Genomic DNA, 12,714 nt, shown 5'->3' on the forward strand with positions numbered 1-12,714 from the left:
TGTTCAACGCCCCGAAAGCTCAGGCTTCGGGGCGTTTTCGTATGGGTATTGCTCGTTTGGAGGTGGTCGCTTAAGCTGGCTGACGGTCTGTTTCGGTGATGTTCTGGCGAATGAAGAAATACATGGCAGGATTGCTCAAGGGCATGGCAATCGTGGGTGCCATGGCATTGGTGCTGATCGTGATTGTGACGGTGAGTGCCAATTACTGGGTATGGCGAAAAACCCATGCCAGCATCACACTTGATAGCCGTCAGTGTGTGCATGAGCCGGTGGGGCTGGTTTTTGGCACATCTTACGGGTTACGCGGCGGGGGAGAAAACCCGTGGTATCGGGCGAGACTGGATCTTGCCGCAAGTCTCTGGAAGTCAGGGCAGGTCGATCATCTACTGATTTCAGGGGATAACCACACGCGCTATTACAACGAGCCCGTGCGCATGTGGCGCGACCTTCGCCGAGAGCAGATACCGGATGCGGCCATGACGCTGGATTACGCAGGCTTTAGTACCTTTGATACCCTGGCGCGCAGCCGGGATGTTTTTGGCGTATCACGCGTTACGCTCATTTCACAGCGCTGGCATTTGCCACGGGCACTTTTCATTGCTCAATATCTGGGGCTCGAGGCCAAAGGGTGTGCTACCCGTGGCCGATCAGTGTTCGATGATCGCTGGATGTGGGCAAGAGAAGTACTGGCGCGCGTACAGGTCATTGCAGACCTTTATCTTTTTAATCGTCACCCCTATTTCCTGGGGCCGAGCATTGTATTGCCCACTGCCGCAGAAGCGCCCGGTAACATCATTCCTGTTTACCGGCGCGTACCCATGCCGATGCCTGTGGAACAGGCCTTGAGTGATCTGCGTACCCACCTTGATGTCCCGCAGCGTCAGGACCTGAAAAGCGTGCCCTGGCGCGTGCTTTAGACGGCCACTGTTCCTGGCAGGTTGGTATTTCGGGAATGGAGCAGTGCTCCGGGGCGATCAGCGTTTTTTCTGGTGCTGATACTGATGCAGGACACGGATGGTGGCGCGGCAGTTCTTCCAGAGCCGCTCCATGACGGGCTCGATCTCTTCCGGCAAGGCGTGGGTCATCATGGTGGATAGCGCCTGCATGATGATGCGTTCCTGCTCCAGCAGTTCATTGATCAACACATGTTCGTTGTTGACCACAAAGCTCTTGAGCCGGCTCCAGAGCCAGAGATAATCATCGCGCTCGACATCGGCGTCACGGGGCAGCAGATCAAGATGACGCCGTGCCTGTTGCTGTAACAAGCGCATATCATGACGGCGTTCTTCAAAGCAGGGATTTAGTGCCTCACGCATGTCATTACGCAGGCGGGCGACATTATCCTGATAGTAGTCAAGGCTATCGGCCAGAGCCTCGAGCAGGCCATCCATCGCCGCCTGGCGATTGTCGAGAAACATGAGGGACTATCTCCACTGATGCGAGAAGAATTGGGGGGAAGGTGGTGAAATTCTAACGCGCCCGAGGAATTTGTAACATCCATCAGCAGGGATTTATTAAAGAAAATGCCTGCTGATGGGAGAGTGCTCTTGTGGCGTAAGTCAGAGAGCCTGCGCGACCATCAGCCCTTCGGTCGGGGGGGAGCCTTTTTCACCGGAGCGGCATTGCGGGCAATATGGTCAATAATCATGCCGGCGACATCCTTTCCGGTGCTGGTCTCGATGCCCTGAAGCCCGGGAGAGGAGTTGACCTCCATGATCACCGGTCCGTGGTTGGAGCGCAAAAGATCGACGCCTGCTACCTGAAGCCCCATGGCCTTGGCAGCGCGAATGGCAGTGGAGCGCTCCTCGGGGGTGATCCGAATGCTGCTGGCGCTGCCGCCGCGGTGCAGATTGGAGCGAAATTCTCCTTCAGCGGCCTGACGCTTCATGGCCGCAACCACCTTGTCACCCACCACGAAACAGCGAAGATCCGCCCCGCGTGCTTCCTTGATGTATTCCTGCACCATGATATTGGCATTCAGGCCCATGAAGGCCTGGATGACGCTCTCTGCAGCCTGCTGGGTTTCTGCCAGTACCACGCCGATGCCCTGAGTCCCTTCCAGCAGCTTGATGACCAACGGTGCGCCCTTGACCATCTTGATCAGATCAGGAATGTCGTCAGGTGAATGGGCGAAACCGGTAATCGGCAGTCCCAGTCCCTTGCGAGACAGAAGCTGCAGCGAGCGCAGCTTGTCCCGAGAGCGAGTGATGCCCACCGAGTCGTTGAGCACATAGGTGCCCATCATTTCGAACTGGCGCAATACCGCCGTGCCATAGAACGTGACCGAAGCCCCGATACGCGGAATGACAGCGTCAAAGGGCTCAAGCTGTTCGCCCCGATAATGAATCGTGGGGTGATGAGAGGCGATGTTCATGTAGCAACGCAGGGTGTCGATAACGCGCACCGTGTGTCCACGTTGCTCGGCGGCCTCGATCAGTCGTTTGGTGGAATAAAGGTTACGATTGCGGGACAGCAGGGCGATATGCATGAAGATGTCCTTGTGAGCCGGGCTCAGGGTGTGCCGTGCAGGAAGGCAGTGCCGGGCGCGACCAGCACCCTTTTCATGGCACGACGTCCCAGCAGCATGGGGTGTTTCATGGCCGCGCGATCGACCAGGGTCAGGTCCAGCTCCTGGGTCAGTTCTCCCAGTTGCATGGTAGTGCGAATCACATATCGCCAGCTGGCATGGCCATTGGAGCTTCTGATCTTGCGCCGGTCACTGAGTGGCAGGGTGAATCGGCTGTCATTCTGAGTATCGTCACCGCCCCAGGTGTCAAAGCTGATCCACCACTGACCGTGCTGCTCAAAGGCATGAATGTTACGGGCGTGCAGAGCCGATGTTCGGGCGCCGGTATCTATCTTGCAGGCCAGACGCAGATCAAGCTCGGGCAGGGCCACCATCTCTCGACGGCCCACGATGGCTCTTGGTTTATAGGGTAGCTCATCCATGCTGTTCTCTCTGTATCGCGTCGATCTGTTGCCACAGGGCAGAACCGGGGCTTGCCTGCTTCATGGCCATGATCATGGGCAGACGAAGGCGCGGAATACGGGTCAGATCCTGCACCAGTACCCTGAAGTCATGCGCCTCAAGCTGCGAGATACTGACAAGATAGTCGATGCTGCGCTGTTCATGTTCAAGATGGTGCCAGCCACGTGCGGCAATGGTGGCCAGTGCCGTTGTCTCCAGCGAATGCTGTAACAGGTTATCCAGCCAGCTGCCGGCCTGCTCGAGCGGGCTGGCCAGTATGGCGCCCATGACCGGCTGATAACGCGGATGAGGTGTTGGCACGGCCTCATGTTGCGCCATCATGGCATCGAGCAGGGCTTCCTGCTGTATGGGCGCATGAACAAGACAATCACACAGGGCCACCAAGGCCTGATCGGGCAGCTGTGCCAATCGCCGGGCCAGACGTCTTTCGTCGTCATCCGTTTTGCGTACGACCAGATCGGCGATGCCCTGAAGCCCCAGTGCCTGCCAGGCCTGTGAGCTGTCATCATTTAAATAATAGGCGCGGGCATCGTCGTAATAGTGACTGGGTGGCAGCTCAAGGTCATGAGCAATGCGCGCATGCAGCAGCGCCCTGGTAAGGTCGTTGGGCTGCAGGGCAATGGCCACATCCTTGAGGGTTTCTGCGGCACTGTCGAGCGCCAGGCTGCCATCAGGCTGGCGTTGAAAGGTGCTCATCAGTTGTTCAAGAAAGCCGTCGCGCAGCGCCGGGACCAGCATGGACTGCTCATCCAGAGGCAGCGCCAAACACCAGATAATGGGCTCGCCTGTGGCGGCGGGTGTAAAGACCAGCGCTACCTGTGCCTGTGATTGCCAGGGCTGGGGCCATGCCATCTGCTGTGTTTCAAAGGCCCTGAAGTGCTCGATGGCACACGGCACTACCCGACGCCCGAGAGAATAGATTCGGGGCGTGATGTCGGCATGAGTAAAAAGATCGACAAGTGTGGGCGTTAACATCAGGGCGTTTCCAGAAGGGTTCATATCGGCGCGGCCGCGCAATGTATCGTGTTGATGGTCAGGGCGCCAGCCCCGCGCTGTGCAAAAAACAAACAATCTTGTGCAGCCTGCGAATCAACAGGGTCAGGCAAAACTATCCCGATCTTATCCACACGTTCGTTCAGTCTATCTGTGCAAAACACGATGGCCGGCCGATGGCAGGGTAGCATCAGGCTTTCATCATTTTATTCACTGCTCAGGGCACGCATAATGACCACAACATATCTTTTGATCAGGAACCACCATGACGCAATATGAATCGCTGAATGTTGCACTGACACGCCTTGAAGCCGCCATGCGTGCAGGTGATCTCTGGCAGAGTCAGGCTCTGCCAGAGCCTGCTGCCTTTGACAGCGAGCAGCCCTTTAATGCCGATACGATGTCTCTGGGCCAATGGCTGCGCTATGTCTTGATTCCGCGGCTTCGAAGCCTGATGGACGGCGAACATCCGCTGCCGTCCGATGCCAGCATTGCCCCGGCCGCTGAAGTCTATCTGCAGGAAAACAAAACCAGCGTCCGATTGCCCATTCTGGAAGCGCTGCGAGATGTGGATAACGTGCTCGTCAACGGGGAGCTGCGTTCACAGGAGGAGCAATGAGCGATCGTGGTACCTGCGAAAGTGACGTTGAGGTGCATTACTACTTTGCCTATGGCAGCAACATGAACGCGGCCAGAATGCAGGCGCGTATCGGGGATACCCGGCTTATGCAGTCTGCATGTCTTGTCGGCTGGCGGCTGTGCTTTGACAAGGCTTCTCGTGTGGATGGCGTCGCCCATGCCAATGTCAGAAAAGAAGAGGGGGAGCAGGTTGAGGGCGTGCTTTATGAGTTGACGCATCCTGCACAGATCCGGGATATGGACCCCTTTGAAAATCATCCTGATGAATACCGTCGTCAGGTCGAATGGGTCGATACCGCTGACGGACCTCTTGCGGCCTGGGTGTATGTGGCCCTGCCTGAAAAAACAGGATCCGGGCGACTGCCGGCACGTGAATACCTGGGGCACCTTCTGGCGGGCAGGGCATTTCTTAGCTCTGCCTATTTCGAGCGATTGAGTACCCAATGCTGTATAGACAGTCTTGGAGATGAGGCCCTGCGATCTCTGGGCATCTCGCGTACCACGCCGGGATAGGCGCTACATGGGCTCAGTGCGACAGACATGAAAAAGGCCACCCTTGAGGGTGGCCTTTTGTCTTCTGCAGTCATTTATGCAGAACCTGTCATGTCCGGCTTTTAGAAGCGGAAGGAAACGCCGCCGCCAACAGTCAGCGGATCCAGGTCACGATCACCGCTACCGGTGTAATCAGCCTTCAGGTCGGTGTACTGGACAAAACCGTTGAGCGCCCAGTTATCAGTGATCAGAAGATCAGTACCTACCTGTGCAGTCGGTGCCCACTGACGCTTTTCAAATCGATCAGCACCGCCATTGAGGCTTGAATCGTTGAAGGTAACGTAGCTGGCGCCCAGGCCGGCATAGGGCTGAACACGTGAATCGGTGCCGCCCAGCGGATAGTACTGAGCCATGATGTTGTACTGCTTCATCTTGAAGCTGTCACCATTGCTGCCGTTGTAGTCATTGCTGTTGCTGCCGCTGAGTTCAACGCCCAGCTTGTCAAACGGCATGACACCGATAGCGCCGTTCCAAGTGTTTTCGTCGTCGAACTTGCCGCTGGCAGTCATGTCTGATTTGACGACATCGGCGCGGGCATAGACATCACCCTGGCCATAAGCCATGGCAGACTGAGCAGCGAAAACGCTGGAGCCTACCAGAACAGAAGCTGCGAAGAGTTTGTTCAGAGTCATGATCTTCTCCTTGCTCGAAATGAAAGTGTTCATATCGATGGGGTTGTAGTTGGAAAACGCTGTTTCCTAATGCTTGGTACCAACTATAGAGAACACTGTTTTGTTTGTCACGTTATTTTTTTACAGTGTTTCTTATCGTTTTAATAATTGATGCCTATGGATCAATGGCGCGCTGACTCAAGCGTTTATGGCTGTCTGCCGACAAGGGATCACAGCCAGCTCGACAGCGTCACCACGCCAAAATAGTCAGCGCCATCCTGACGTTCGAACTCACGACTGCGCTTCATGGTTGTCAGACTTAAATTGTAGCGATCCCATGAAATTGCGCCACCAAATTCCAGGTCTCCAACCCATTGACGCTTGTCGACGCTGTGACTGTCTTCAAAGGTATTGCCATCCAGCAGCAGATTACGGGCCATGAAACGCCCCTGCGCGTTGGCAAAGACATACCAGTTAAAGTGCCGGTCACGGGAAAACATCATGTTCGAGGACGAGTAGGGGGCCATTCCGGGAGTGGTGTACTGATTGTTCAGTCGCCGGCCAAGACGGATCCCCACTCCTGCGGAGGCGTAGTCATAGAGATTGCCCAGGGCAAAACCGGCACTGGGGCCGTATTCCATGTCCAGACTGCCAAGGTGATCGCGATACCACCAGCTGCGCTGCATGGCCAGTGTGACAGTAGGCTCGTTGTGCAGCTGATGGTGCCAGCCTTTGGGGTCATCACTGTCGACCAGGTGATGAAAGTTCTTTTGCACTGTCTTGGCACCGGAACCCGGGCCAACAAGGCCAATATCCAGCGAGACGGCATCATTGACGCGCCATTGTGGCGTCAGATCGTGACGATACAGCGACACCCCGCCGTAGAGGTAGCCTGCATAAGGGCGGTCATCGGCAATCAGGTCGCGGCGTTTGGTGTCTTCGGGCGTATACATCTGCTGGCCGAAGCGATAGGAAGCGGCATCAACATCCTCTGCGGCCCAGCCCGGAATCCAGTCAGCCATCGAGCGGGTCCAGTGATCGCCTTGCGGCTCAAAGGTCCAGTTGGCTTCTAACCCGTTGGTATAATGGCCGTCATCGCTTTGAGCGGCAAAGAAGTCGTTGGAAAGCTTGAGGTTTAAAACGCCATCTGCCATGGCAGAAGCGGAAAGGAGCAGGCCGCTGCCTACCAGTATCGCGCGCCGGATCATGAAGAAGGTTCCCATTTTGATAATGCTATTTTAATGAACAGGCTTACTTTAGACGATGATAACGGATAGTGCTTTCTTCATGCCGAGTACATTAAAAAACCGCCACGAGGGCGGTTTTTCACAAGCGCTGCGAGGACCTGGCGCTGAAGGGTTTATTCAGGTGCGATGCTCATGCTATTGCCGGAGCCAATCAGCCTGACGCGCTGACCGGGCTGATAGGGCGTATCGGCTTTTTGCACCACCACGATGTCCTGCCCGCTGTCAGTGCGGACCTGAATTTCATAGGCGCTGACCTGATTGGCACGGTCTTCGACCTTATTGCCGGCGATGGCACCACCGATACCGCCTACCGCGGTGGTCAGAACACGGCCGGAACCACCACCGAGCTGATTGCCCAGCAGGCCACCCAGCACGGCACCGCCGATGCCGCCAAGCCCTGAGTTGTTCTCGTTGCCGGCCTGGATGGTGACAGGACGTACGCCAGTGACCGTGCCATAGGTCACGTTGCGAGCGGTCTTGGCCTGATTGCCGGTATAGGTATTACCGGAGTAGATATCGCTATTGGCGCACCCGCCAAGGGTCAGGACGCCAAGGGCTGCAACAGCAAGATAACGCTTCATGGGTAACTCCTGCGTCGGCCTGTGACACCGACAGACTGTTTGTTCTGGAACACCGTTTGACAATCAAGGGCGGCACAGGTTTCTACCGCCTCGGCACTATGATCAGGATCACCATCAGGCTGACGGCCGTAAGGCATGCCTGCAACACTGTAGCCTGCAGGCATAACGACTGCCAGCGGTGCCTGTTTCGTTCAGGCAAGCCCCAGCGTCATGTCACGATGCGGGATGCCCGCATCCATGTAAATGTCGCCATGAGCCTCAAATCCCAGACGTTCATAAAATCCGGTGGCCTGCGTCTGCGCGCTGAGAACGCAGTGCGTAAATTGCTGTGTTCGAGCATGGGCAATGACGTAATGCATCAATCTTGCGCCCAGCCCGAGGCCGCGATGGGACTCAACAATGGCGACGCGGCCGATATGACCATCAGGAAGCAGTCTTGCGGTACCACAGGGGATTTGACCCTCGCGCATCAGAAAGTGCTTGCACTCCGGGTCAAGGGCGTCAAGCTCCTCGCTTTCATCCACGCCCTGTTCCTGAATAAAGACGACACGTCGAATATGGCTACAGGCGTCACCCAACGTGGCCCAGTCGCCGGCTTCGATCGTGATGTCATCGTCATGCATGTTCAATCCTCTGTGACATCGTCGTCATCAGTATCATCGTCTTCTTCTTCTTCCACCCAGCGCAGACTGCCGCGATTGATCAGCGTGGCGAGCAGAGTGCCGGCACCTTCCAGCGCCAGAATTTCCTGGTCCAGGATGCGCGCACTGGAGAGTCGCTTTGCCAGTGCGGCACTACACGGATAGCCGTCACCATCTACAAAGAGCGTGGCCTGCTCGTCCTCTGGATGCCAGGCCAGACGTGACCCTGGCGCCGGTTCCAGTAGATCGCCTTCTTCAAGTGCGCTGCGCAGCGTTTCTTCGCGGGCTGGTGTTATGGGGGGCATGAGCTGGTCGGGATATTTGACCTGCGTCATGGTGCGCCCGAACCACTGTGCCATCTGTTCGGGATTGTCCAGAGCAGTGAGCATCTGCTGGCGGACGCGGGCAAGCGTGGTGTCATTGATCAGAGCGCTGTCCTGAGCCGCTTCAAGGTCCGGGTCGTGATAGCGTGATGATTCATCAAGCTGCTCACCGAGATAATCGGCCCAGGAGGTCACCATCTCATCCATGGACGGCGCGCGAAAGCCGACCGAAAAGGTCATGCAGTCTTCGCTCTGGCTGATGCCGTGATGCGCCACGCGTGGCGGCAGATACAGCATGTCGCCGGGTTCGAGCAGCCAGTCCTGATCGTTGGAGACCTGAAAGTCGGCAAGAATGCGCAGATCAATGCCATCAATGATGGGCGCATCCTCGGGCATCACATCACCCAGCTGCCAGCGCCGCTGGCCACTGGCCTGCAGAAGGAATACGTCGTAGTTATCGACATGCGCACCGACATTGCCGCCTGGTGGGGCGAAGCTGACCATGATGTCATCGAGGCGCCAGCGCGGGATGAAGGTGAAGTGTTCCAGCAGCTCGGCCACATCCGGCACATAGTGGTCGACGGCCTGAACCAGCAGCGACCAGTCCTTGCGTCCAAGGCGGGCAAAAGTCTCTTCATCGAAGGGGCCGTGAGAGACCTGCCAGGCCTTGTCCGGACCTTCCAGCTCGACCAGGCGTGCTTCGACATTTTCTTCACAGGCCAGCCCTGCCAGCTCGTCCGGCTCCAGCGGTGACTCGAAATCGGGAAAGGCACCCCGTATCAGCAGCGGTTTTTTCTGCCAGTAGTCACGCAGGAAGGTGTCGGCCGACATGCCTCCCAGCGGAAGGCGCGTATGTTCTGTCATGATGGATTCCTGCCCTTGGGCGCGCTTCAGGTGCGTGTAATGTCGTGTGCCTGCTCGGCCGCATTGCCGGTATAACTTGCCGGTGTCATGGCCTTGAGCCTTTCCTTGACGTCTTCCGGCAATGCCAGGGTGTCGATAAACTCGGCAAAGCCTTTCTGGTCGATCTGGCGTCCGCGTGTCAGGGCCTTGAGCTTTTCATAGGGCTTTTCGATGCCATAGCGGCGCATGACGGTCTGTACCGGTTCTGCCAGCACTTCCCAGCTCTGATCAAGATCGCCATCAAGCCGCGCCGGATTGCTCTCCAGCTTGCTGATGCCCTTGAGTGTGGCCTGGTAGGCGATCAGGCCATGGGCCAGACCCACGCCCAGGTTGCGCAGCACGGTCGAATCGGTCAGATCGCGCTGCCAGCGGGAAATCGGCAGCTTCTGGGCCAGGTGGCCCAGGATGGCGTTGGCCAGCCCCAGATTGCCCTCGGAGTTTTCAAAGTCGATCGGATTGACCTTGTGCGGCATGGTCGAAGAGCCGATTTCACCTTCGACGGTGCGCTGCTTGAAATACCCCAGCGAGATGTAGCCCCAGACATCACGGTCAAAATCGATCAGGATCGTATTGAAACGACAGACGCTGTCAAAGAACTCGGCAATATAGTCATGCGGTTCGATCTGAGTGGTATAGGGGTTGAAGCTCAAGCCCAGGCGCTCGATGAACGCGCGCGCGTTCTCTGCCCAGTCAATCTCGGGATAGGCGGCCAGGTGCGCGTTATAGTTGCCGACCGCACCGTTGATCTTGCCCAGCATCTCTATGGACTCGATCTGCTTGAGCTGGCGGCGCAGGCGATACACCACGTTGGCCATCTCCTTGCCCAGCGTGGTGGGGCTGGCGGTCTGGCCATGGGTGCGCGACAGCATGGGCTGCTCGGCATGGGCCTGGGACAGCGCCGTGACGGCCTCGACGATCTCGCGCATGGCGGGCAGCAGCACGTTGTCCAGCCCGGCACGTAGCATCAGGGCGTGAGACAGATTGTTGATGTCTTCACTGGTGCAGGCAAAGTGCACAAACTCGCTGATGGCTTCCAGTTCGCCGTGGCCTTCGAACGCTTCCTTGAGGAAGTATTCGATGGCCTTGACATCATGATTGGTGGTGCGCTCGATGGTCTTGACCCGCTCGGCCTGCTCAACGGAAAAATCGTTGATCAGCTGATCCAGAAACTGTCGTGCCTCACTCGACAGCGGCGGGACTTCCTCGATCTGCTCGTGTTCGGCCAGACGTTCCAGCCAGCGCACCTCGACAATGACACGGGCGCGAATCAGGCCGTATTCACTGAAGTGTTCACGCAGCGCCATTGTCTTGCTGCCATAGCGGCCGTCGACAGGAGAAAGAGCGGTCAGTGCAGAAAGTTCCATCGTGATTCCCGGGTCTGTACCCAATCGTTGTGAAAGTAAAGGACAGCCCGGCAAGGCACTGCCCGAAAAGCCGTTACTCGTCGAGTGACTTCAGCGCGCGTCGGATGCCGCTGCGACCGGCCACCAGTTTCCAGCGCCGCCCACCCTGTTGATGCCAGAGCAGGGCAAAGCGCACACCGGACAGCAATATCGCTCGAACCCTTTCGGGCATCTGTCGGCTCTGCAGCAGGGAAGGGTCACCCTGTACCACGATGCGGTAGCGAAAGGTGGACAGGGTGTCCTGATAGATTTCGCCAAGGCTTGCAATGACGTTCTCATGCAGCTCGCCGAAATGTTCGGCCTGTGCCTGAACCCTGCCCAGACGCTGGCCGAGCGTGTTCATCATCTCGGTGTTCTTGCGCAGACGATGCATGAGCAGAATCAGTGAAAAGCCGTAACGCATGACATTGGGGGAAACCTGCTGACGGGTCAGCACGCCATCCAGCGTCTCGATTCCCGGGCGCAGGTTGTTGATCTGGCCGCCGTAGATGTCCTCGAACGAGGCGGGATCGGTATCCAGCGTGGCCTTGATCAGCGTCGACCATGCCCGCTCGTGGGTATGTCCCGTGCGCGCAAGCTCATCGACCACACTCGCGGCCTGAAAAACGCCGGCCAGCGCCAGTGCCTGACGCGCCTCACTGTTCATGCTGCACTCTCCAGCGCCTGGCGAAACGTCGTGGCAATCACCGCGCCGCCCAGACAGACATTGCCTTCATAAATGACCGCGGACTGGCCCGGGGTGACGGCGCGCTGCGGCTCGTCAAAGATCAGGGTGACGCCTCGATCTTCATTGACAATGACCCGGCAGGGCTGGTCGCTCTGGCGATAGCGGATCTTGGCACTGGCACGAAAGTCGCGTCTGGCCGGAGGCTCACCGATCCAGTGCATGGCTTCGGTGGTCAGCGACTGTCGATAGAGCAGGTCGTGATGCTTGCCCTGTACTGCAATCAGCACATTGCGCTCCAGGTCCTTGTCCGCCACATACCAGGGCGCTTCGGGATAGCCGTTGATGCCGCCGATCCCCAGACCCTGGCGCTGACCCAGGGTGTAATACATCAACCCCATGTGTTCGCCGATATCTTCACCTTCGGGCGTTTCAATACGACCGGACTGTGCCGGCAGATACTGGCGCAAAAAATCGGCGAAGCGGCGCTCGCCGATAAAGCAGATGCCGGTGGAGTCCTTCTTGCGTGCCGTGGCCAGACCATGCTGCTCGGCCAGCGCCCGAACCTCGGACTTTTCCATTTCACCGATCGGGAACAGGGTGCGGCTCAGGGCCTGCTCACTGACGGCATGAAGGAAATAGCTCTGATCCTTGTTGCCATCGATGCCCTTGCACAGCAGGGTGCGTTCGCCGTGATCCTCGCGGCGGACGTAGTGGCCGGTAGCGATCAGCTCGGCGCCCAGCATTTCTGCGTAGTCGAGAAAGACCTTGAACTTGATTTCGCGATTGCAAAGGATGTCCGGATTGGGCGTTCGACCGGCGCGATACTCTTCAAGGAAATGCTCGAAGACGTTGTCCCAGTATTCAGCGGCAAAGTTGGCCGTGTGCAGACGAATGCCCAGCCGGTCACAAACGGCCTGGGCATCCGCCAGATCGGCCCTGGCCGTGCAGTATTCGGTTCCGTCATCTTCATCCCAGTTCTTCATGAAAAGACCCTCCACGTGGTAGCCCTGCTCGAGCAGCAAAAGCGCAGTCACGGAAGAGTCCACACCACCGGACATGCCGACGATGACCCTTGAAGGAGCAGAAGAAGAGGCTGTGTTGTTGACAGGGAAAGTCATGGCGTACCCGTCGTCAGAAATCATTTGGCCGGCATTATACGCCAGCC

At 57.5% G+C, this 12,714-nt stretch carries 15 protein-coding genes; 3 read left to right on the plus strand and 12 right to left on the minus strand.

What is annotated here, in order from left to right; translation table 11 throughout:
- Window positions 1–122: 122 nt before the first annotated feature.
- The gene (locus tag KSP9073_RS12605; RefSeq protein ID WP_243409234.1) at window positions 123–917 is read left to right on the plus strand and encodes a SanA/YdcF family protein; all 795 of its coding nucleotides are present in this window, start codon (window positions 123–125) and stop codon (window positions 915–917) included.
- Between the two features lie 57 nt (window positions 918–974).
- Here the strand turns inward: KSP9073_RS12605 and KSP9073_RS12610 are convergent, their stop codons facing one another.
- The 4 genes from KSP9073_RS12610 to KSP9073_RS12625 all read right to left on the minus strand — a co-directional run bounded on the left by KSP9073_RS12610 (window position 975) and on the right by KSP9073_RS12625 (window position 3,964).
- Window positions 975–1,418 carry a hypothetical protein gene (locus tag KSP9073_RS12610; protein ID WP_086901217.1) on the minus strand — a complete coding sequence of 148 codons (444 nt, stop codon included), beginning with the start codon at window positions 1,416–1,418 and terminating at the stop codon, window positions 975–977.
- 161 nt (window positions 1,419–1,579) lie between these two features.
- Window positions 1,580–2,488 carry a 30S ribosomal protein S6--L-glutamate ligase gene (gene rimK / locus KSP9073_RS12615; RefSeq protein WP_108843292.1) on the minus strand — a complete coding sequence of 303 codons (909 nt, stop codon included), beginning with the start codon at window positions 2,486–2,488 and terminating at the stop codon, window positions 1,580–1,582.
- Between the two features lie 23 nt (window positions 2,489–2,511).
- Entirely contained in the window at window positions 2,512–2,949 is a 438-nt protein-coding gene (locus tag KSP9073_RS12620; RefSeq protein ID WP_108843293.1) for an ATP-dependent zinc protease family protein, read from the minus strand.
- Complete coding sequence (locus tag KSP9073_RS12625) at window positions 2,942–3,964, minus strand: DUF3549 family protein (RefSeq protein ID WP_165814248.1); 1,023 nt, start codon at window positions 3,962–3,964, stop codon at window positions 2,942–2,944. The genes KSP9073_RS12620 and KSP9073_RS12625 overlap by 8 nt, the downstream gene beginning before the upstream one ends.
- Before the next feature lie 283 nt (window positions 3,965–4,247).
- On the opposite strand from KSP9073_RS12625, the gene KSP9073_RS12630 reads away from it, so the two are divergent.
- Both KSP9073_RS12630 and KSP9073_RS12635 read left to right on the plus strand, forming a co-directional pair.
- Window positions 4,248–4,601 (plus strand): YqcC family protein, encoded by a 354-nt coding sequence (locus KSP9073_RS12630; protein ID WP_108843295.1) that lies wholly within the window; start codon window positions 4,248–4,250, stop codon window positions 4,599–4,601.
- Entirely contained in the window at window positions 4,598–5,134 is a 537-nt protein-coding gene (locus tag KSP9073_RS12635) for a gamma-glutamylcyclotransferase family protein (protein ID WP_243409235.1), read from the plus strand. Before KSP9073_RS12630 ends, KSP9073_RS12635 begins: the two co-directional genes overlap by 4 nt.
- Window positions 5,135–5,235: 101 nt before the next feature.
- On the opposite strand, the gene KSP9073_RS12640 is transcribed toward KSP9073_RS12635, so the two are convergent.
- The 8 genes from KSP9073_RS12640 to mnmA form a co-directional block, all read right to left on the minus strand.
- The gene (locus KSP9073_RS12640; RefSeq protein ID WP_165814249.1) at window positions 5,236–5,805 is read right to left on the minus strand and encodes an OmpW/AlkL family protein; all 570 of its coding nucleotides are present in this window, start codon (window positions 5,803–5,805) and stop codon (window positions 5,236–5,238) included.
- Between the two features lie 209 nt (window positions 5,806–6,014).
- Window positions 6,015–6,992: a lipid A deacylase LpxR family protein gene (locus tag KSP9073_RS12645; protein ID WP_108843297.1), complete on the minus strand. Its 978-nt coding sequence runs from the start codon at window positions 6,990–6,992 to the stop codon at window positions 6,015–6,017.
- A 152-nt stretch (window positions 6,993–7,144) separates the two neighbouring features.
- Window positions 7,145–7,612 (minus strand): outer membrane lipoprotein, encoded by a 468-nt coding sequence (locus KSP9073_RS12650; RefSeq protein ID WP_108843298.1) that lies wholly within the window; start codon window positions 7,610–7,612, stop codon window positions 7,145–7,147.
- Between the two features lie 191 nt (window positions 7,613–7,803).
- Complete coding sequence (locus KSP9073_RS12655) at window positions 7,804–8,235, minus strand: GNAT family N-acetyltransferase (RefSeq protein WP_108843299.1); 432 nt, start codon at window positions 8,233–8,235, stop codon at window positions 7,804–7,806.
- Window positions 8,236–8,237: 2 nt separating this feature from the next.
- Window positions 8,238–9,440 (minus strand): cupin domain-containing protein, encoded by a 1,203-nt coding sequence (locus tag KSP9073_RS12660; RefSeq protein WP_108843300.1) that lies wholly within the window; start codon window positions 9,438–9,440, stop codon window positions 8,238–8,240.
- Between the two features lie 26 nt (window positions 9,441–9,466).
- Complete coding sequence (gene purB / locus KSP9073_RS12665; RefSeq protein ID WP_108843301.1) at window positions 9,467–10,843, minus strand: adenylosuccinate lyase; 1,377 nt, start codon at window positions 10,841–10,843, stop codon at window positions 9,467–9,469.
- A gap of 73 nt (window positions 10,844–10,916) precedes the next feature.
- Window positions 10,917–11,528, minus strand: coding sequence for a high frequency lysogenization protein HflD (hflD, locus tag KSP9073_RS12670; protein WP_108843302.1), 612 nt, complete (start codon window positions 11,526–11,528; stop codon window positions 10,917–10,919).
- On the minus strand, window positions 11,525–12,667 hold the full coding sequence (gene mnmA / locus KSP9073_RS12675) for a tRNA 2-thiouridine(34) synthase MnmA (protein WP_108843430.1): 1,143 nt from the start codon (window positions 12,665–12,667) through the stop codon (window positions 11,525–11,527). The genes hflD and mnmA overlap by 4 nt, the downstream gene beginning before the upstream one ends.
- Window positions 12,668–12,714: the final 47 nt, after the last annotated feature.

Source organism: Kushneria phyllosphaerae (genome assembly GCF_900312995.1).
GTDB classification, from domain to species: Bacteria; Pseudomonadota; Gammaproteobacteria; order Pseudomonadales; family Halomonadaceae; genus Kushneria; species Kushneria phyllosphaerae.